The 18408-nt window shown below is 70.7% G+C and carries 17 protein-coding genes; 2 read left to right on the top strand and 15 right to left on the bottom strand.

What is annotated here, in order from left to right:
• Window positions 1-91 precede the first annotated feature (91 nt).
• From GT045_RS35490 to GT045_RS35465, 6 genes are all read right to left on the bottom strand, one after another.
• Window positions 92-1123, bottom strand: coding sequence for a WYL domain-containing protein (locus GT045_RS35490; RefSeq protein ID WP_161336730.1), 1032 nt, complete (start codon window positions 1121-1123; stop codon window positions 92-94).
• A gap of 14 nt (window positions 1124-1137) precedes the next feature.
• Window positions 1138-2091 (bottom strand): WYL domain-containing protein, encoded by a 954-nt coding sequence (locus GT045_RS35485; RefSeq protein ID WP_161289466.1) that lies wholly within the window; start codon window positions 2089-2091, stop codon window positions 1138-1140.
• Between the two features lie 137 nt (window positions 2092-2228).
• Window positions 2229-2600: an FKBP-type peptidyl-prolyl cis-trans isomerase gene (locus tag GT045_RS35480; RefSeq protein ID WP_161289468.1), complete on the bottom strand. Its 372-nt coding sequence runs from the start codon at window positions 2598-2600 to the stop codon at window positions 2229-2231.
• 85 nt (window positions 2601-2685) lie between these two features.
• Entirely contained in the window at window positions 2686-3690 is a 1005-nt protein-coding gene (locus tag GT045_RS35475) for an FKBP-type peptidyl-prolyl cis-trans isomerase (protein ID WP_161289470.1), read from the bottom strand.
• A gap of 140 nt (window positions 3691-3830) precedes the next feature.
• Window positions 3831-5192: a Pup--protein ligase gene (gene pafA, locus GT045_RS35470; RefSeq protein ID WP_161289472.1), complete on the bottom strand. Its 1362-nt coding sequence runs from the start codon at window positions 5190-5192 to the stop codon at window positions 3831-3833.
• 9 nt (window positions 5193-5201) lie between these two features.
• Window positions 5202-6461: an MFS transporter gene (locus GT045_RS35465; RefSeq protein ID WP_161336729.1), complete on the bottom strand. Its 1260-nt coding sequence runs from the start codon at window positions 6459-6461 to the stop codon at window positions 5202-5204.
• 146 nt (window positions 6462-6607) lie between these two features.
• Here GT045_RS35465 and GT045_RS35460 point away from each other — a divergent pair, with 146 nt between their 5' ends.
• Window positions 6608-7627: a LacI family DNA-binding transcriptional regulator gene (locus tag GT045_RS35460; protein ID WP_161289475.1), complete on the top strand. Its 1020-nt coding sequence runs from the start codon at window positions 6608-6610 to the stop codon at window positions 7625-7627.
• Between the two features lie 59 nt (window positions 7628-7686).
• Here the strand turns inward: GT045_RS35460 and prcA are convergent, their stop codons facing one another.
• From prcA to arc, 6 genes are all read right to left on the bottom strand, one after another.
• On the bottom strand, window positions 7687-8424 hold the full coding sequence (prcA, locus tag GT045_RS35455; RefSeq protein ID WP_161289477.1) for a proteasome subunit alpha: 738 nt from the start codon (window positions 8422-8424) through the stop codon (window positions 7687-7689).
• A 60-nt stretch (window positions 8425-8484) separates the two neighbouring features.
• Window positions 8485-9330, bottom strand: coding sequence for a proteasome subunit beta (gene prcB / locus GT045_RS35450; RefSeq protein ID WP_161289479.1), 846 nt, complete (start codon window positions 9328-9330; stop codon window positions 8485-8487).
• Window positions 9282-9875 carry an endonuclease VII domain-containing protein gene (locus GT045_RS35445; RefSeq protein WP_161336728.1) on the bottom strand — a complete coding sequence of 198 codons (594 nt, stop codon included), beginning with the start codon at window positions 9873-9875 and terminating at the stop codon, window positions 9282-9284. The genes prcB and GT045_RS35445 overlap by 49 nt, the downstream gene beginning before the upstream one ends.
• 38 nt (window positions 9876-9913) lie before the next feature.
• Window positions 9914-10132: a ubiquitin-like protein Pup gene (locus GT045_RS35440; protein WP_161336727.1), complete on the bottom strand. Its 219-nt coding sequence runs from the start codon at window positions 10130-10132 to the stop codon at window positions 9914-9916.
• A gap of 184 nt (window positions 10133-10316) precedes the next feature.
• On the bottom strand, window positions 10317-11828 hold the full coding sequence (gene dop / locus GT045_RS35435) for a depupylase/deamidase Dop (RefSeq protein ID WP_345942857.1): 1512 nt from the start codon (window positions 11826-11828) through the stop codon (window positions 10317-10319).
• Window positions 11829-12063: 235 nt separating this feature from the next.
• Window positions 12064-13830, bottom strand: a complete 1767-nt coding sequence (gene arc, locus GT045_RS35430; protein WP_161293185.1) for a proteasome ATPase — start codon at window positions 13828-13830, stop codon at window positions 12064-12066.
• Window positions 13831-14350: 520 nt separating this feature from the next.
• On the opposite strand from arc, the gene GT045_RS35420 reads away from it, so the two are divergent.
• Window positions 14351-14653: a ferredoxin gene (locus GT045_RS35420; protein WP_161293182.1), complete on the top strand. Its 303-nt coding sequence runs from the start codon at window positions 14351-14353 to the stop codon at window positions 14651-14653.
• 7 nt (window positions 14654-14660) lie between these two features.
• On the opposite strand, the gene GT045_RS35415 is transcribed toward GT045_RS35420, so the two are convergent.
• The 3 genes from GT045_RS35415 to GT045_RS35405 all read right to left on the bottom strand — a co-directional run bounded on the left by GT045_RS35415 (window position 14661) and on the right by GT045_RS35405 (window position 18088).
• Window positions 14661-15236: a hypothetical protein gene (locus tag GT045_RS35415; protein ID WP_161336726.1), complete on the bottom strand. Its 576-nt coding sequence runs from the start codon at window positions 15234-15236 to the stop codon at window positions 14661-14663.
• Between the two features lie 256 nt (window positions 15237-15492).
• Complete coding sequence (locus tag GT045_RS35410; RefSeq protein ID WP_030744719.1) at window positions 15493-16395, bottom strand: tRNA (adenine-N1)-methyltransferase; 903 nt, start codon at window positions 16393-16395, stop codon at window positions 15493-15495.
• Between the two features lie 52 nt (window positions 16396-16447).
• On the bottom strand, window positions 16448-18088 hold the full coding sequence (locus tag GT045_RS35405) for a site-2 protease family protein (protein WP_161336725.1): 1641 nt from the start codon (window positions 18086-18088) through the stop codon (window positions 16448-16450).
• Window positions 18089-18408 lie beyond the last annotated feature (320 nt).

The following is an 18408-nucleotide window of genomic DNA, read 5'->3' as shown; positions in this document are numbered from 1 at the left end:
CCGCGCCGGACTCCGCAGACTCGTACACAGCCCTCGCCCCTCTTCCTCTGATCGCTTCGGTCGTCCGCCGCCGGGGCGCCACGGCCTCGGCTCACACGGCCCTCCCGGCCGGGCCGCCGTCCGCACCCGGGACCGCGCCGCCCGCGCCGTCATAGGCCGCCAGCGCCTCACGGGCCGCCTGCCGGGCACACTCGGCCAGCTCCGGCGGCGAGACGATCCGGCCGTCGCGGCCGAGCCGCAGCGCCAGCCGGCGCAGGGAGGCCGGGTCAGGGGTGCGCAACGTGATACGCAGCCCGCCGTCGGACAGCTCATCGGCACTGTCGTGCGGGTAGTACTCGGCGACCCAGCGACCTCCCGGACCGACCTCGATCACCACCTCGGGGTCCTCGGCGGCCGGCTGCACCAGGGCCTCGGAGAGGTCGCGCAGCTCTATCTCGGGCGGGGCCGAGGGCTCGTCGAGGATCCTGATCTCGGCCACCCGGTCCAGGCGGAAGGTGCGCCGCGCCTCGGAGCGCCGGCACCATGCCTCCACATAGGTGTGACCGACACTGACCAGCCGGATCGGGTCGATCTCACGCTCGGTGATCTCGTCACGGGCCGGGGAGTAGTAGCGGATCCAGAGCCGGCGGCGCTCGGAGATCGCCCGGTCGACGTCGGCGAAGACGCCGCCCTCGGACTCGAAGGTCACCGACAGGCGGGAACTGGCACCGGCCGCCTCGCCGGCCGCGGTCTCCACCTTGGCCGTGGCCCGCAGCAGCGCCTGCCGGTCCCCCTCCCGCAGACCGGGCAGCGTCGCCACCGCCCGGGCCGCGACCAGCAGGGCGGTCGCCTCGTCGGCGGCGAGCCGGAGCGGTTCGGCCGCCTCCTCACCCAGCGCGGCCGGGTTGTGCCACCAGATGCGCTCACCGTCGGTGTCGATGTCCAGCAGATCCCCGCCACGGAAGCTGGTGCCGCACATGGGCAGCAGATCCAGGTCGGCGACCAGCTCGTCCTCGCTGATACCGAAAGCGCGCGCCACGTCGGCGATCCGGGCGCCGGGGCGTTCCCGCAGATACGTCACCAGGGAGAGCATCCGCCGGGTCTGGTCGATGGCGTTGACCGTCCTGGCCGGTTTTCCTGCCACAGTCCTGCTCCCCCTCAGCCCTTGGCCACGGCACGCAGCCGGTCCACCACGTCGGCCCGCAGCTCCGCCGGCTCGACGACCACGACGACCGGCCCGAACTCCGCCAGCCAGGCATCCAGGCCGTGCCCGTACGGGATCTCCAACTCGTCCCAGCCGTCGCCGAGTTCCCGGACCTCGGTGGCCTTCGCCCGAAGGGGGTAACCGGCGCCGGACCGCAGCCTGATCACCGCCGAGCGGTCGGCGGTCTCACCGGCCCAGCTCGCCACGGTCTCCCGCACGGTGACCACGTCCGGCACGGGAGCGGTGAAGCCCGTGCCGCGGGACCTGACCCTGCCGGTGATCCGGGAGAGCCGGAAGACGCGCTCGGCGCCCCGGTCGCGGTCGAAGCCGGCCAGGTACCAGTGGCCACGCCAGCACTCCAGCGCCCACGGCTCGACGTTGCGCGGCTCGGGACGGGCGGCGGACGCCTTGCGGTACTCGAAGAGCACCGGGCGGCGGTCCCGGCAGGCCAGCATCAGCGGCTCGAAGGCGGCCTCGTGCACCGGGATGCGCGGCTCCAGCGCGCCGTGCGCCTCGTACGGGTCGACGTCCTCGGGCAGCCCGGCGGCGCGCAGCTTCTGCAGGGCGCCGCTGGCGGCCCCGGCCAGGCGGGCCTGCTGCCAGATCTTGGCGGCGAGACCGAGGGCGGCGGCCTCCTCGGCGTCCAGGGTGATCGGGGGCAGGCGGTTGCTGTCCCGCCGGGCGAGGTAGCCGACCTCGCCGTCGAGGTTCTCGACCGTCTCGATGACCAGGCCCAGCTCGCGCAGGTCGTCCTTGTCCCGCTCGAACATCCGGTTGAAGGAGTCGTCGGAGCCCGCTTCCAGGTAGGCCTCGATGCTCTCGCGCAGCTCGCGCTTGCTGAGCGGCCGGCGGGTGCCGAGCAGACACAGCGCGAGGTTCATCAGCCGCTCGGCCTTGGCAATGGCCATCGACGCCCTTCGTCTTCACTATGGTGCTTACGACCGATGACCGTACCGCTCCGACGTGCGGTGACAAAAGCCGAGGGCCCATGCCCGAGCAGGCATGGGCCCAAGGTGATCAGATCCGGTCGGACCTGGGCCGTGGATCAGACGGCGATGAGGTCCACCACGAAGATCAGGGTCTCGCCGGCCTTGATCGCCGGGGTCGGGCTCTGGTTGCCGTAGGCGAGGTGGGAGGGGATGGTCAGCTGGCGCCGGCCACCGACCTTCATACCCTGCACACCCTTGTCCCAGCCCGCGATGACCCGGCCGGCGCCGAGCGGGAAGCGGAACGGGGTACCGCGGTTCCAGCTGGCGTCGAACTCCTCACCGGTGCTGAAAGCGACGCCCACGTAGTGCACGGTGACGGTCTGGCCCGCCTCCGCGACCGGCCCGTCGCCCTCCCAGATGTCCTTGATCTCAAGGTCCGCCGGGGGGTTGCCCTCGGGGAAGTCGATCTCGGGCTTCTCGTTGCTCACGTCAAAAGCTCCTGCTTGTGTACGACACGAAACGGGGACAGTCTTTCATCTCCGCGGCCCGCACGCCCGCCGCGGGCGCGCCCGGCTACATCGCCGCCAGGACGTCCACCGTGAACACCAGGGTCGAGCCCTTCTTGACGACCCCGCCGCTCGGCGGGTTGTCCCCGTACCCCAGCTCCGGCGGGATCACGATCAGCAGCCTGCTGCCCACCTTCTTGCCGGTCAGCCCCTGGGCGAGGCCCTTGACCGCCTGCTCCATCTGCTCCAGCGAGAACTGGCTGAGCCGGCCCGAGCCGTACGTCCGCTCGAACGTCTTGCCACCGTCCCAGACCAGGCCCTGGAACTGGCACAGCACCGTCTGGTCGGACTTCAGCTCGGGACCGTCGCCCTCCAGGACGTACTGCGACACGAGCTTCTTCGGCGGGTCCGTCTTCGGGATCGTGACCTTCGGCACCTGGCCGTCGGTGTCGGTGCCCACCTTCGGCAGGGCGGCGTCCGACTGCGGCACCGGCGTGCCCTTGGCCGAACTCCTGGAGTTGAACGACTCCAGCAGGTCGATGACGAACACCAGGGTGTCGGTGCCCTTGATGCCGGCCTGCGAGTTGCCCCCCGGGCCGTACCCCAGGGCGGGCGGCACGGCGATCTCGATCCGGCTGCCCGTCTTCTTGCCCTGCAGGGCGTACCGCCAGCCGTCGATGATGCTGCCCTGGGCGAGCTGCATGACCAGGGGACGCTTGCGGTCGTAGGAGTTGTCGAAGACCTTCCCCGAGCTCCAGATCTGGCCGAGGTAGTCGGCCCGGATGAAGTCGTTCTCCGCGACCGGCCGGCCACTGCCCGCGATCACGGTCCTGACCGCGAGATCCTTCGACGGCTGACCCGACCCCTTGGCGATGGTCGGCTTCTCCCCGAACTTCCTGCCCGCCGTGATCGCCGGCAGCGGCCCGTCCACGACCTTCGGCGGCGGCGAGGACGACACCGAGGGCGACGGCGAGGCGCTCGTCCTGCTGGATTCGGACGTGCCGTCACCGCATCCGGCGAGCGTGACCAGTCCTGCGGGAACGGCGGCGAGGAGAAGTGAGCGTCGGCGCACGGAAGAGCCTCGTAATCGGTCGATCTTGCGGATGGCGTGCGCGCAACTCTACGACCTGACGCGGGCGCCGTACGGGAAACGTACGGCGCCCGTGTGGCGTTCGGGCCCACCACCCGGACGCCCGGCTCACTCGCCGGCCCCTACATTCCGGCGATCAGCTTCTCCACCCGGTCGTCCACGGAACGGAACGGGTCCTTGCACAGTACGGTGCGCTGTGCCTGGTCGTTGAGCTTCAGGTGCACCCAGTCGACCGTGAAGTCCCGGCGCTGTTCCTGCGCCCGCCGGATGAAGTCGCCGCGCAGCCTCGCCCGAGTGGTCTGCGGCGGCACCGACTTGCCCTCGAAGATCTTCAAGTCGTTGCAGACGCGGGCGGCTTGACCCTTCTTCTCCAGCAGGTAGTACAGGCCACGACGGCGGTGGATGTCGTGGTAGGCGAGGTCTATCTGGGCGACCCGCGGATGCGACATCGTCATGTTGTGCTTGGCGCGGTACCGCTCGATGAGCTTGTACTTCATGACCCAGTCGATCTCGGTGCCGATGCGGTCCAGCTCCTCGTTCTCGATCGCCTCGAGCGTACGGCCCCACAGCTCCAGGACCTGCGCGACCGTACCGGTGCGGATGCCCCGGCGGTCGCAGAAGTCCAGCGCCTTGTCGAAGTACTCGCGCTGGACCTCCAGCGCGGAGGCCTCCCGGCCGCTGGCCAGCCGCACCTTGCGCCGGCCGGTGATGTCGTGGCTGACCTCCCGGATCGCCCGGATCGGGTTCTCCAGGGTGAGGTCCCGCATCACGGTGCCGGCCTCGATCATGCGCAGCACCAGATCGGTGGCGCCGACCTTCAGCAGCATCGTCGTCTCGGACATGTTCGAGTCACCGACGATGACGTGCAGCCGGCGGTACCGCTCGGCGTCCGCGTGCGGCTCGTCGCGGGTGTTGATGATGGGCCGGGAGCGGGTCGTCGCCGAGGAGACGCCCTCCCAGATGTGCTCCGCCCGCTGGCTGACGCAGTAGACGGCGCCCCGCGGCGTCTGCAGCACCTTGCCCGCGCCGCACAGCAGCTGCCGGGTGACCAGGAACGGGATGAGGATGTCCGCGAGCCGGGAGAACTCCCCGTGCCGCGCCACCAGGTAGTTCTCGTGGCAACCGTAGGAGTTGCCCGCCGAGTCGGTGTTGTTCTTGAAGAGGTAGACGTCGCCTGCGATTCCCTCCTCGTGCAGGCGTCGTTCCGCGTCCACCAGGAGTCCTTCGAGAATGCGCTCGCCGGCCTTGTCGTGGGTGACCAGTTCGGTCACGTTGTCACATTCGGGTGTCGCGTATTCCGGATGTGAGCCCACGTCGAGATAGAGCCGGGCGCCGTTTCGCAGAAAGACATTGCTGCTGCGGCCCCATGACACGACACGGCGGAAGAGGTATCGCGCCACCTCGTCAGGAGACAGGCGGCGCTGTCCCCTGAACGTGCACGTGACGCCGTACTCGTTCTCCAGCCCGAAAATGCGGCGGTCCATGAGGGAACATTACGCCCGATCCCCCGAGCTGAAACGGGGTTCGACAGCACGATTTGGATCATTTTCCGATGAAGCCGCAACGACCCCGCCCGGCGCGGGAGCTGCGAGGACCCGTCCGGTGCCCAGCAGGACCAGCAACGACACCGCGCCCGCCGCACCCGGCAGGGCGAAGCCCCACACCGTGCCACCGGCCTGGACCACCGGCCCCGCCAGGCCCGTTCCCACCGAGGCGCCCACGGTGAACGTCGTCACGAGCCAGGAGAACGCCTCGGTGACCGTGCCCCTCGGCGCATGCCGGTCCACGATGATGAACGCGCAGGCGATGCACGGCGCGAGGAACACCCCGGAGACCACACTGAGCAGCACCATCGCCACCGGCCCGGGCACCAGCGTCAGCGGCAGGTAACACACCGCCAGAAGCGCCACCAGCACGCGCAGTCGCCGCTCGGGCGCACCCGCCCACCGGCGGGCCCCGTAGACGGCGCCGCCAGCCAGGGCCCCGAGCCCCAGCCCGGCCATCAGCCAGCCGTACACCGCGTCACCGCCGTGACCGTCGGCGTACGACACCGCCGCGACCGTGATGGAACCCAGCGCCATGCCGATGAACAGGAACGCGGCGAGCAGCGCGAGCAGCCCGGACGACCGCAGGGCGCCCAGCCAGTGCGCCTCGCGCGGGGCCGAGCGCCACGCCCGCGACGGCGGCGAGACGACCACCGAGAGCGCCCCGAGCACCCCCAGGACGTTCAGCACCAGCAGGGCGGCGCGCTCGTCCCACAGCGACACGCACAGCGTCACCAGCAGCGGCCCCGCGGTGAACATGATCTCCTGCGCGATCGCGTCCATGGCGTACGCCGTGTGCACCTGCTCCTCCCGGCGCAGCACCGACGGCCACAGGGCCCGCAGACCGCCCTCCAGCGGCGGGGTGAACAGGCCCGACGCCGCCACGGCCGCGTAGGCGAGCGGCAGCGGATCGGTGCCGCTCAGCGCGAACACCGTCATGGCGAGGGCCGCCAGGACGGCCGCGGGCAGCTGCACACGCGGCTGCCCGTACAGATCCACCAGGCGGCCCAGCACCGGCTGGCCGACCGCGTTGGCGACGCCGTACACGGCCGCGAGGGCCCCGGCGAGGCTGTACGTGCCGCCCTCGGCCCGCACGAACAGCACCAGCGCGATGGCGGCGGTGGCGTTGGGCAGGCGGCCCACCAGGGTGCCGGTGAGCAGCCGGAGCGCGTGCCTCGCCTTCAGGATCTCCAGGTATCCCGTGGCCATGCCCGCCTCCAAGTGTTACGTATAACGTCGTCTTCCATACGTACCATGTGCGCAGTTCGCACGTCCAGACGACCTCGGCGAGCCGCAGGGCCCCCGCCCCCGGCGGCCCGCGGCCCGACGCCCCGACGACAAGGAGCAGGCCCACCGTGGCACGCAGCAGCACGCGCCCCACCAGCCGGGACGTCGCACAGGCCGCCGGAGTCTCGCAGGCCGCCGTCTCCCTCGTCCTGGGTGACAAGTGGCGCGGACGCGTGTCGCAGACCACCGCCGAACGCGTCCGGGAAGCGGCCCGCGACCTCGGCTACCGCCCCAACCTCGCCGCCCGCAACCTCCGCCTCGGCCACACACGCACGGTCCTGCTCGTCGTGCCCGCCCTGACCACGGAGTTCTTCGCCGGCGTCTACACCGGCGCCGCCCGCGTCGCCGCCGCACACGGCTTCGGCGTCGTCCTCTACCCCTCGCCGGAAGGCATCGGCCCCGCCCGCGACCCCTTCGCGTCCGCCCAGGCCGCCCTGGACGGCGTCATCGCCTCGTCCATGGCCGCCGACGCCCTCACCGCCATCCGCGGCGACCAGCTGCCCCTCGTCATGCTCGACAGCGACCCCGCCGGCAGCCTCGGCGCCGCCACCGTGAACCTCGACATCGCCGACGGCGTCCGCCAGGTCGCCACCCACCTGCTCGGCCTCGGCCACCGGCGCATCCTGCACCTCGCCGCCGACGTGCCCTCCTGGACCTTCGAGGTCCGCGCCGCGGAGCTCGCGGCACACACCGCCGCCGTCCCCGGCACCGACCTGCGCACCGCTCGCGCCCCGATCTCCATCGACGGCGCCCGGGCCGCCACCGAGGCCGCCCTCACCGCCGCCGGCCCCAGGCCCACGGCCATCGTGTGCGACGACGACAAACTCGCCGCCGGCGCCTACAAGGCCCTGCGCCGCCTCGGCCTGCGCATCCCCGACGACATCTCCGTCACCGGGCTGGACGACCTCGCCCTGGCGACCGCGATCGACCCCGAACTCACCACCGTCCGGCTCGACGCCGAACTCTTCGGCGAACGCGGCATGCGGGCCCTCCTCGCCGTCCTCGAAGGCCGCGAACCGCAGAGCGGGGACATCCCCGTCGAACTCGTCGTGCGCGGCTCCACGGCACCGCCGCCCGCCCCCCGCTGAGCCCGGTGCCCCGGCCGAAGACCCGGCCGGGGCACCACAGAACGGCGGACGGCGACGGCTCACTCCTCCTCGGAGGTCTCCGCTTCCGTGCCCGCACCCTCCGCCGCCAGCAGCCGGGAGAGCTGACGGCCGACGATGCGCTTGAACTTGCGCTTCTGCGGACGCGTGCGGTCCAGCACGGCCACCTCCAGGCGCTCGGCGGGAATCTCCCGCTCGCTGCCGTTGGTGTCCCGCGACAGAGCCTGCACAGCCAGCCTCAGCGCCTCCGCCAGCGACATCCCGTCGCGGTGCCGCTGGTCCAGGAAGCTGCCGATCTGCTCCGCATTACCGCCGACCGCGACCGATCCGTGCTCGTCCACGATCGAGCCGTCGTGCGGCAGCCGGTAGATCTGGTCGCCCTCGGGGGTCTCCCCCACCTCGGCCACCACCAGCTCCACCTCGTACGGCTTCTCCGCCGCGGAGGAGAAGATCGTGCCCAGCGTCTGCGCGTACACGTTCGCCAGACCACGGGCCGTCACGTCGTCACGGTCGTAGGTGTAGCCGCGCAGATCGGCGTAGCGCACACCGCCGATCCGCAGGTTCTCGTACTCGTTGTACTTGCCGGCCGCCGCGAAACCGATCCGGTCATAGATCTCGCTGAACTTGTGCAGCGCGCGGGACGGGTTCTCACCGACGAACACGATGCCGTCGGCGTACTGCAGCACGACCAGGCTGCGACCGCGGGCGATGCCCTTGCGGGCGTACTCCGCCCGGTCGGCCATGGCCTGCTGGGGTGAGACATAGAACGGCGTCGACACCGGTTATCCGTCCCTTTCTGTCATGGTCACTGGATCACCTAACAAGAAACCGGGCCCGCCCTAGAGCAGAGCGGCCTTCGGACCGTCCGGCTCCTCCAGACGCTTCTGGAGCACCGCCCGGGACAGCTCCGACGCCTCCTCCTCGGTGAGCCGGCGGAAACCGTCCTCGGTGATCACAGTGATGATCGGGTAGATCCGGCGGGCGACGTCGGGACCACCGGTCGCCGAGTCGTCGTCGGCCGCGTCGTAGAGGGCCTGCACCACCAGCGTGGTCGCCTGCTCCTCGGTCAGGTCGCCCCGGAACAGCTTCTTCATCGCACCGCGCGCGAAGACCGAGCCGGAACCCGTCGCCGCGAAGTTGTGCTCCTCGGAACGGCCGCCCGTCACGTCGTACGAGAAGATGCGGCCCTTCTCCCGGTCCACGTCGTACCCCGCGAACAGGGGCACCACGGCCAGACCCTGCATGGCCATGCCGAGGTTGGACCGGATCATGGTCGACAGCCGGTTCGCCTTGCCCTCCAGGGACAGCTGCGCGCCCTCGACCTTCTCGAAGTGCTCCAGCTCCAGCTGGAAGAGCTTCACCATCTCCACGGCCAGACCGGCGGTGCCGGCGATACCGACCGCCGAGTACTCGTCCGCCGGGAAGACCTTCTCGATGTCCCGCTGGGCGATGACGTTGCCCATCGTGGCCCGGCGGTCACCGGCGAGCACCACGCCACCGGGGAACGTCACGGCCACGATGGTCGTCCCGTGCGGCGCCTCGATCACACCCTGTGTGGGCGGCAGCTGCCGGTTGCCGGGCAGCATCTCCGGCTGGTGGCCGGAGAGGAAGTCCATGAAGGAGGAGGACCCTGGCGTCAGGAAGGCAGCTGGTAGACGCCCGGTGCCACGAGTATTGGCTTCCACGAGTTTCCTTCCAGGTAAGAGGCGGCCCGGCGAACGGCGTCGGGATCGTCTCCCAACTTGCCGATGACCGAATTGCAGTTGAAGCACAGTACGCCACGGACCCTACCCGTCTTGTGGCAGTGATCCACATGTACGGCCGGAGCGTTCAGGCAGATCACACAGAGTCCGCGCTGGGCGGCGACCATGGCGTCACGCTCGGCTTCGGTGAGGCCGTAGTTCCGCTTCAGGTGATCGGCTCGCCCCTTCGCTGCGCGGCACGCCTTGCAGCTCGTCGAGAGGCCATCGGAAGCCGTTGCGTTGCGGTGCCACTCACCGTGCGGCTTCACTTCCCCGCAACTCCGACAGAATTTATGGCCTGCAGGGGTCTGCACTCGCGGCCGGACGTTCTTGCCCTTCGCCAGTTTCCGGGACTGGTGGTAAGCCGCCCAGCATTCGCGACAGTAGGCCTGTAACCCGTCCCGCATCGCCTTGTCTCGCGCGAAGGCCGCCCACGGCTTTTGCCGCTTGCACCGTGAGCAGCGCTTCACGCCCTCTTCGCTTTCCAACCTCACCCCCGGACTGGCCTTCAATTCGAAGGGAAAAGCTACTCTCCGCCCTTCTGAACGAAGGAGCGCACGAAGTCCTCTGCATTCTCCTCGAGGACATCGTCGATCTCGTCCAGGACCGAGTCCACGTCGTCGCTCAGCTTCTCGTGCCGTTCCTTGAGATCCTCGGAGGCCTGTGCGTCCTGCGTCTGCTCCTCGGCCTGTTCGGTCGAGTGCGTCGCCTTCTGCTGGCCGCCGCCGGTGTCCTTGGTTGCCATAACCCTCACCCCGCTCAGTTCGCCTGCCGATCGGTGATGATCAGACCCTATAGGCCGGGTCCGACATCGGCCCCGCAGTTTCCACAACGTGCGGGGGCCACCTCGATGATTCCCGGGCGGTGGGCTTTCCACCCCGTCCGCCCGGGGCGGTTCGAGTACCCGCTGCTCCGGCCGTTGATCGCGCTCAGCCGCCTGACAGGACCCTGACCAGGTCGTCCGCCGTGCGGCAGCGGTCCAGCAGCTCCTTGACGTGATTTCGCGTTCCGCGTAGTGGTTCCAGGGTTGGGACGCGCTGCAGGGAGTCCCGGCCGGGCAGGTCGAAGATGACCGAGTCCCAGCTGGCCGCGGCGACGTCGTCGGCGTACTGCTCCAGGCACCGGCCGCGGAAATAGGCGCGTGTGTCCTCCGGCGGCTTCGTGCGGGCCCTGTCGACCTCGGACTCGTCCAGGAGCCGCTTGATGCGTCCGCGGGCCGCCAGGCGGTTGTAGAGGCCCTTCTCGGCGCGTACGTCGGCGTACTGGAGATCGACGAGGTGGAGCCGGGCGGCGTCCCAGTCGAGGTCGTCGCGGCGGCGGTAGCCCTCCATCAGCTCCCGCTTGGCCACCCAGTCCAGCTCGCCGGCCAGGCTCATGGGGTCGTTCTCCAGCCGGGTGAGGGTGTCCTCCCAGCGGCTGAGGACGTCCTTGGTCTGGTCGTCGGCGTCGGCGCCGTAGCGTTCCTCGACGTACTTGCGGGCCAGCTCGTAGTACTCCATCTGGAGCTGGACGGCGGTGAGTGTCCGTCCGCTGCGCAGGGTGACCTGGCGCTTGAGGGAGGGGTCGTGCGAGACCTGGTGGAGGGTGCGGACGGGCTGGTCGACGGCGAGGTCCACGGCGATGAAGCTGTCCTCGATCATGGACAGGACCAGGGCGGTGGTGCCGAGCTTGAGGTAGGTGGAGATCTCGGAGAGGTTGGCGTCCCCGATGATCACGTGCAGGCGGCGGTACTTCTCCGCGTCCGCGTGCGGTTCGTCGCGGGTGTTGATGATGGGGCGCTTGAGGGTGGTCTCCAGACCGACCTCGACCTCGAAGTAGTCGGCGCGCTGGCTGAGCTGGAAGCCGTGCTCGTGGCCGTCCTGACCGAGGCCGACGCGGCCGGCGCCGGCGAAGACCTGGCGGGAGACGAAGAAGGGCGTGAGGTGGCGCACGATGTCCGAGAAGGGGGTCTCCCGCTTCATCAGGTAGTTCTCGTGCGTGCCGTAGGAGGCGCCCTTGTTGTCGGTGTTGTTCTTGTAGAGGTGGATGGGCTGGGCACCGGGGAGCTGGGCGGCCCGTTCGGCGGCCTCCGCCATGATCCGTTCACCGGCCTTGTCCCAGAGGACGGCGTCACGGGGGTTGGTGACCTCCGGGGCGCTGTACTCGGGGTGGGCGTGGTCGACGTAGAGCCGTGCGCCGTTGGTGAGGATGACGTTGGCGAGGCCGATGTCCTCGTCGGTGAGCTGGCTGGAGTCGGCGGCCTCCCGGGCGAGGTCGAAGCCTCGCGCGTCCCGCAGCGGGTTCTCCTCCTCGAAGTCCCAGCGGGCCCGGCGGGCCCGGTGCATCGCCGCCGCGTAGGCGTTGACGATCTGGGACGAGGTGAGCATGGCATTGGCGTTGGGGTGACCGGGGACGGAGATCCCGTACTCCGTCTCGATGCCCATTACTCGCCGTACGGTCATGCGGCCCTCCTTGCCCGGCGGCGCCCTCGGTCGTGGGCGCCGCTCAAGTACCGCTGGCGCTCCGGTGTGCGTGTGCGGTGCCCGTCCCCGCATTGCGCGACTCGGCGGTAGGAACGAGCCTAGAACGCCTTTGCGCTGGTGGGGAGATCATTTGCGTCATTGGCTGCTCCGGTCGTGGCCGGAAAAACAAGTCGGCTGCGGGTACCCGGTGAGGGCACCCGCAGCCGCCCTGCTTTTACAGGTATTGACCGGTGTTCGCCACCGTGTCGATGGAGCGTCCGGTGTCCGCGCCCTGCTTTCCGGTGATGAGGGTACGGATGTAGACGATCCGTTCGCCCTTCTTTCCGGAGATCCGGGCCCAGTCGTCCGGGTTGGTGGTGTTGGGCAGGTCCTCGTTCTCCTTGAACTCGTCCACGCATGCCTGGAGCAGGTGGGAGACGCGGAGGCCCTTCTGGGTCTTTTCCAGGAAGTCCTTGATCGCCATCTTTTTGGCGCGTCCGACGATGTTTTCGATCATGGCGCCGGAGTTGAAGTCCTTGAAGTAGAGGACTTCCTTGTCGCCGTTGGCGTAGGTGACTTCCAGGAAGCGGTTCTCCTCGGACTCGGCGTACATCTGCTCCACTGCCGTCTGGATCATGCTCTGGACGGTGGTGGTCCGGTCGCCGCCGTGCTCGCCGAGGTCGTCGGGGTGCAGCGGGAGGCGCTCGGTGAGGTACTTGCCGAAGATGTCCTTGGCGGCCTCGGCGTCCGGGCGCTCGATCTTGATCTTCACGTCGAGGCGGCCGGGGCGCAGGATGGCGGGGTCGATCATGTCCTCGCGGTTGGAGGCGCCGATCACGACCACGTTCTGCAGGCCCTCCACGCCGTCGATCTCGGCGAGCAGCTGGGGGACGATGGTGTTCTCCACGTCCGAGCTGACGCCGGAGCCACGGGTGCGGAAGAGAGATTCCATCTCGTCGAAGAAGACGATGACGGGTGTGCCCTCGCTGGCCTTCTCGCGGGCACGCTGGAAGACGAGGCGGATCTGCCGCTCGGTCTCGCCGACGTACTTGTTGAGGAGCTCGGGTCCCTTGATGTTCAGGAAGAAGCTCTTGCCGGCGGCCTGGCCGGTGACCTCGGCGACCTTCTTGGCGAGCGAGTTCGCGACGGCCTTGGCGATGAGTGTCTTGCCGCAGCCGGGCGGGCCGTAGAGCAGGACGCCCTTGGGCGGGCGCAGCTCGTGCTCCTTGAAGAGGTCGGGGTAGAGGTAGGGCAGCTCGACCGCGTCGCGGATGGCTTCGATCTGGTTGCCGAGGCCGCCGATCTGCTCGTACCCGATGTCGGGCACCTCTTCGAGGACGAGTTCCTCGACCTCGCTCTTGGGTACGACCTCGTAGACGTAGCCGGAGCGGGGTTCGAGCAGGAGCGCGTCGCCGGGCCGGATGGTGACGTCCAGCAGCGGCTCGGCGAGCCGCACCACCCGCTCCTCGTCGGTGTGCCCCAGCACGAGCGCGCGTTCGCCGTCCTCGAGGATCTCCTTGAGGGTGACGATGTCGCCGACGCTCTCGTACTCCATGGCCTCGACCACGTTGAGCGCTTCGTTGAGCATGACTTCCTGGCCGCGCCGCAGGTCGTCGAGTTCGACGCCGGGGCTGACGTTCACCCGGAGCTTGCGGCCGCCGGTGAAGATGTCGGCGGTGCCGTCCTCGTTGGCTTGCAGGAAGACACCGAAGCCTGCCGGCGGCTGGGCGAGCCGGTCGACCTCTTCCTTGAGGGCCACGATCTGGTCGCGGGCCTCGCGGAGCGTGTTGGCCAGTCGTTCGTTCTGGGCGGACACGCCGGCCAGGTTTGTCTGCAGCTCGACGATCCGCTCTTCGAGAATCCTCGTGTGGCGCGGAGAGTCGGCGAGCTTGCGGCGCAGGACGGCGATCTCCTGCTCAAGGTAGGCGATCTGCCCGGCCGGGTCGTCGGACCCGCGTCCCGGGCGGATGCCGCGGTTCATGTCGTCGTCGTGGGCTGCCACGGTCCTCACCTCCTCCAAGGGGAGCTGGACGCTTCCAGACCCTACCTGGGTGGGTGTCGATTGAAACCCCTAGATCACAAAGACTGTCAAGGTGTGTCGTCGGTCACCCGCTGCACACTCCCTCGCACGGAGGGGATACCCACTGAACGTGGAGGGAAAGCAGCTTGTTCCGTGCTTGGCGTGGTCAAAACCCTCCGTGACTGGCCGGAGTTGTCCGCCGCGCAGGGTTCGGCCGGGGTGCGGGCAGCACGCAGAGCGCTCGTACGGTCATCACGCAGAGCGACGGTTGGAGCGGCTGGTGTCACTGCCGTGGCGGCTCGAAGTGGTCGACCCGGCCGCCGTGGCACCCTCTCCCGGTCCGGCGCTCGTACCCGAGGGCGCGGGGCGGGAAACCCCGGGGCCGGTCCCACGTGGCCGTGAACGGGGCGGAGGTAGGGTCGGGGGTGTTCAACAGCCGCTGGAGCGGACCGGGCTGGCCCTTGTGGCGCCCGGGCCGGCCGGCGAACCGACGGCAGGAGAGGTGACCGTGCAGCAGGAGGCCCCGGGCGGCGAGGCGCTGGAGGTCTGGATCGACCAGGACCTGTGTACCGGCGACGGGATCTGTGCGCAGTACGCCCCGGAGGTGTTCGAGCTGGACATCGACGGGCTGGCCTATGTGAAGGGCGCGGACGACGAGCTGCTGCAGACTCCCGGGGCGACCACGCCGGTGCCGCTGCCGCTGCTGACGGACGTGGTGGATTCGGCGAAGGAGTGTCCCGGCGACTGCATCCATGTGCGCCGGGTCTCGGACAGGGTCGAGGTGTACGGGCCCGACGCGGAGTGAGTTCGGTTCAGACGCTGTGGGCCCCGGCCGGGGTGGAGCGGAGGAACGCCTTGCCGTTCCACTGCCAGGTGGCCGGGGTCTTCGTGTCGGGGCAGCAACTGGGCACGGCGTCCGACGAGTAGCCGAGCAGCGTGGCGGAGACGGCGCGCGCGTGGACGGCGAGGCCGGTGACCGTGAGGCGTTCGCCGGGATCGACGAGGGTGGCGATCACGCGTGGCGCGGCGCGGTCGGCGGAGCGGGTGAGGACGTAGACGCCGTCGGGCGGGGTGCCCATGGGGGCGTCGCAGTGCACGACGGCGATGGTTTCCGGCCTGCCGTCGCCGTCCAGGTCCGCGCCGGCCCGTGCGGCGACCACCGCTTTGACGGGGCCGCAGTCCAGGGGGAAGTGCACGCCGGCGGTGCTGGGCGGCGCGGCGGGGGCGGACGCGGTCCTGGTTTCGGGGGTGCTCTGGGCCGCCGTGGCCGATCCGGGCTGGGCGACGGAGGAGAGGGCCACGACGCCGGCGACGGCTGTGGCCGTGGCGAGCCAGTGGATGGGCCGGGCCTGGGCGTGGGCGAGCTCCGGAACGGCGGATTGCTGCACGAGGAGTGTCTCCTGTGAGGGCTGTGCCGGTGGGGTGGCCTGCATGGTGCCACATGTCACAGTGCGGGGGAACGGCGGGGTCGGGGATTCCCGCAGGCGACGCACCCCCCGGCGCGGGCCCGGACCGGGGGGCGGGGTGTCCCGGGGTCCTCGGTGTGCGGCAGGGCGTGCGGTCAACGCGAGGGCGCCGTGCCCGAGTTCCGCCGGTGGGGGAACTCGGGCACGGCGCCCTCGCGTTGTGGGTGCGTGCGGCCGGTCAGCGGCCGGCGCCGCCGTCGGCGTTGGGGCCGGCGTAGTCCTCACCGTAGGCGCCCTTGGCGGGGCGTCGGCGGCGCATGGGCGGCTCGACGCCGTCGGCGAGGCGGCGGGCGGTGAGCAGGAAGCCGGTGTGGCCGATCATGCGGTGGTCGGGGCGGACGGCCAGGCCCTCGATGTGCCAGTTGCGGATCATGGTCTCCCAGGCGGTCGGCTCGTTGAAGGAGCCGATCTCCCGGATGGACTCGACGGTCCGGGCGAGCTGGGTGGTGGTGGCCACGTAGCAGCACAGGATGCCGCCGGGGACGAGTGCCTTGGAGACGGCCTCCAGGCATTCCCAGGGGGCGAGCATGTCGAGGATGACGCGGTCGACGTCGGTGTCGGACAGGTTGTCCTGGAGGTCGCCGACGGTGAGCTGCCAGGCGGGGTGGGGGCCGCCGAAGTAGCGCTCCACGTTCTGCTTGGCGATCTCCGCGAAGTCCTCGCGGCGCTCGTAGGAGTGGAGCATGCCCTGGTCGCCGATGGCCCGCAGCAGGAAGCTGCTGAGCGAGCCCGAGCCGACGCCGGCCTCCACGACGCGGGCGCCGGGGAAGATGTCGGCGAAGGCGAGGATCTGCCCCGCGTCCTTCGGGTAGACGACGGCTGCCCCGCGGGGCATGGACAGGACGTAGTCGGGGAGCAGGGGGCGCAGCGCGAGGTAGGCGACGTTGCCGGTGGTGCGGACAACGCTGCCCTCGGGAGCGCCGATCAGTTCGTCGTGCGGGAAGGAACCCTTGTGGGTGTGGAAGTTCTTCCCGGCTTCGAGCGTGAACGTGTAGTGGCGACCCTTGGGGTCGGTCAGCTGTACCTGGTCCCCGACCTTGAAGGGCCCGCGCCTGCGGGCGGCACCGGTCGGTTCGGACATGTGAACAGCCTACCGGTTCCCTGCCGGGGGCTTCGCCAGCGGCCGGGGCGGCTCAGGCCGGGCGGGCCATCGCGTTGACGAAGGCGCGCTCGACGTCGGCGGCGGACAGGACGCCGTAGATCTCGCCGGTCTCCTCGACGACCAGGTATTCGGTGGCCGGGGTGGCTCGTAGGACGTCCAGGAGTTCCTCTCCGGCCAGTTCGGCGGAGACCCGCATGCCGTCGGTGAGGTCCTGGGCGAGGCCGCTGACGGCGACCCAGGGGCGGCGGTGTTCGGGTACGCCGACGATGGCGGCCTCGCGGACGAGGGAGAGCGGGTTGCCGTCGGCGTCGACGACGACGAGGGCGCGGGCTCCGGCGGCGTTGGCGCGGCGCAGGGCCTCGGAGAGGGGGGTGTCGTTCTCGACCGGTACGGCGCGCCGGGTGAGGGTGCGGGCGCGCAGTTCGGGGAGGTGTTCCCGCAGCCGGGCCATGCGCAGGCTGTTGCCGGCGCCGGTCCAGATGATGGCGGCGAGGATGGCGGCGAGCAGGGCGTCGGTGACGGTGTCCATGCCGCCCATGTCCTCGCCGCCGCCGCCGAAGGCGCCGGAGGAGTTGAGCAGGGGCAGGCCGATCAGGACGGAGACGGCGAGGGCGCGGCCGACCCAGGCGGCGGCGACGGTGCCGCTCATCGGTTTGCCGGTGAGTTTCCAGACGACGGCGCGGAGCATGCGGCCGCCGTCGAGGGGGAGGCCGGGCAGGAGGTTGAAGATCGCGACGATGAGGTTGGAGACCATGAGTCCGGCCAGCAGGACCCCAGGGACGGTGCCGGGCTCGACGGGTTTCATGGCGAGGTAGAACAGGCCGGCCAGGACGAGGGAGAGCAGGGGCCCGACGAAGGCGAGGACGAACTCGCGGCCCGGGGTCTCGGCCTCCTTCTCGATCTCCGAGACGCCGCCGAAGAACTGCAGCTGGATGCGGCGGACGGGGAGTTTGAAGCGGATCGCGGCGACCGTGTGGGCGAGCTCGTGGACCAGGACGGAGGCGTAGAAGGCGACGGCGAAGAAGAGGGACACGAGGTAGCGGGCGGCGCCCAGTTCGGGCAGTACGCGGTCGAGCTGGCCGCCGAAGACCCAGGTGATCAGGGCGGCTACGAGGAACCAGCTCGGGGCGACGTAGACGGGGACGCCGAAGGGGCGGCCCATGAGGATCCCGCCACCGGGCTCCTTGGGCCGCGGCTGGGGCGGCCGGCCCTTGGCGATACCGGTGTGCGCGAGGGAGCGGTGGTCGTGGCCGGCGCCGGGTGCGGTGCCGTCGTCCCCGGGCCGGCCCGCGGCCTTGCCCCCGGCGTCCTCAGCGGTCCCGCCGTGCGCCGCCTTGTCGGCGTTCCCGGCGTTCCCGGCGTTCTCCGCGTTCCCGGCGTGCGCCGCCCTGTCGGCGTTCCCGGCGTTCACAGCCTTGTCGGCGTTCTCCGCGTGTTCGGCGTTCTCCGCGTGTTCGGCGTTCTCGCTCTTCTCGCCGTCGCCGTCGCCGTCGTTCTCGCTGTTCCCGCCGCCGTCGGCGTGGGCCGCGGGGTGCTGCCCGGGGGCCGTGGGTGCGGGCTCGGGGCCGGTGGGACCGGTGGGGCCGGCCGCGGGGGCCGTAGGGTCCGCGGGGTGCTCGGCCGGCTCGTCGTTGCCCGGCCGCGGCTGCCCGCTCCCGCCGCTCACGTCCACGGTGTCCCCTCGTTCGAAGCGTCTTCCGCACCTGCCGGACGGAAGGGTCTCTGGTCGATGGTATGCGGCCGTGGTGGCGCGTTCCGCCCCGGCACCCCTTGTGTTCGCCCCGGGGACGCCCGGGTGACGCGGCGGCGGCCGGGTGGCGCGGGCGGCGGCCGGGTGGCGCGGGCGGCGGCCGGGTGGCGCGGGCGGCGGCCGGGTGGCGCGGGCGGCGGCCGGGTGGCGCGGGCGGCGGCCGGGTGGCGCGGGCGGCGGCCGGGTGGCGCGGGCGGCGGCCGGGTGGCGCGGGCGGCGGCCGGGTGGCGCGGGCGGCGGCC

The sequence above is a fragment of the Streptomyces sp. SID486 genome (genome assembly GCF_009865385.1).
Taxonomy (GTDB): Bacteria; Actinomycetota; Actinomycetes; order Streptomycetales; family Streptomycetaceae; genus Streptomyces.
The sequence above is the reverse complement of the archived record's forward strand: the minus strand, read 5'-3'. Positions and strand labels throughout refer to the sequence as shown.

What these genes read in the sequence shown, in the direction of transcription:
- GT045_RS35440 (WP_161336727.1), bottom strand. Translation starts at nt 10,132, where the DNA reads ATGGCAACCAAGGACACCGGCGGCGGCCAGCAGAAGGCGACGCACTCG.
- GT045_RS35410 (WP_030744719.1), bottom strand. Translation starts at nt 16,395, where the DNA reads ATGTCCGAACCGACCGGTGCCGCCCGCAGGCGCGGGCCCTTCAAGGTC.
- GT045_RS35465 (WP_161336729.1), bottom strand. Translation starts at nt 6,461, where the DNA reads ATGGCCACGGGATACCTGGAGATCCTGAAGGCGAGGCACGCGCTCCGG.
- pafA (WP_161289472.1), bottom strand. Translation starts at nt 5,192, where the DNA reads ATGGACCGCCGCATTTTCGGGCTGGAGAACGAGTACGGCGTCACGTGC.
- GT045_RS35485 (WP_161289466.1), bottom strand. Translation starts at nt 2,091, where the DNA reads ATGGCCATTGCCAAGGCCGAGCGGCTGATGAACCTCGCGCTGTGTCTG.
- dop (WP_345942857.1), bottom strand. Translation starts at nt 11,828, where the DNA reads ATGACCGTACGGCGAGTAATGGGCATCGAGACGGAGTACGGGATCTCC.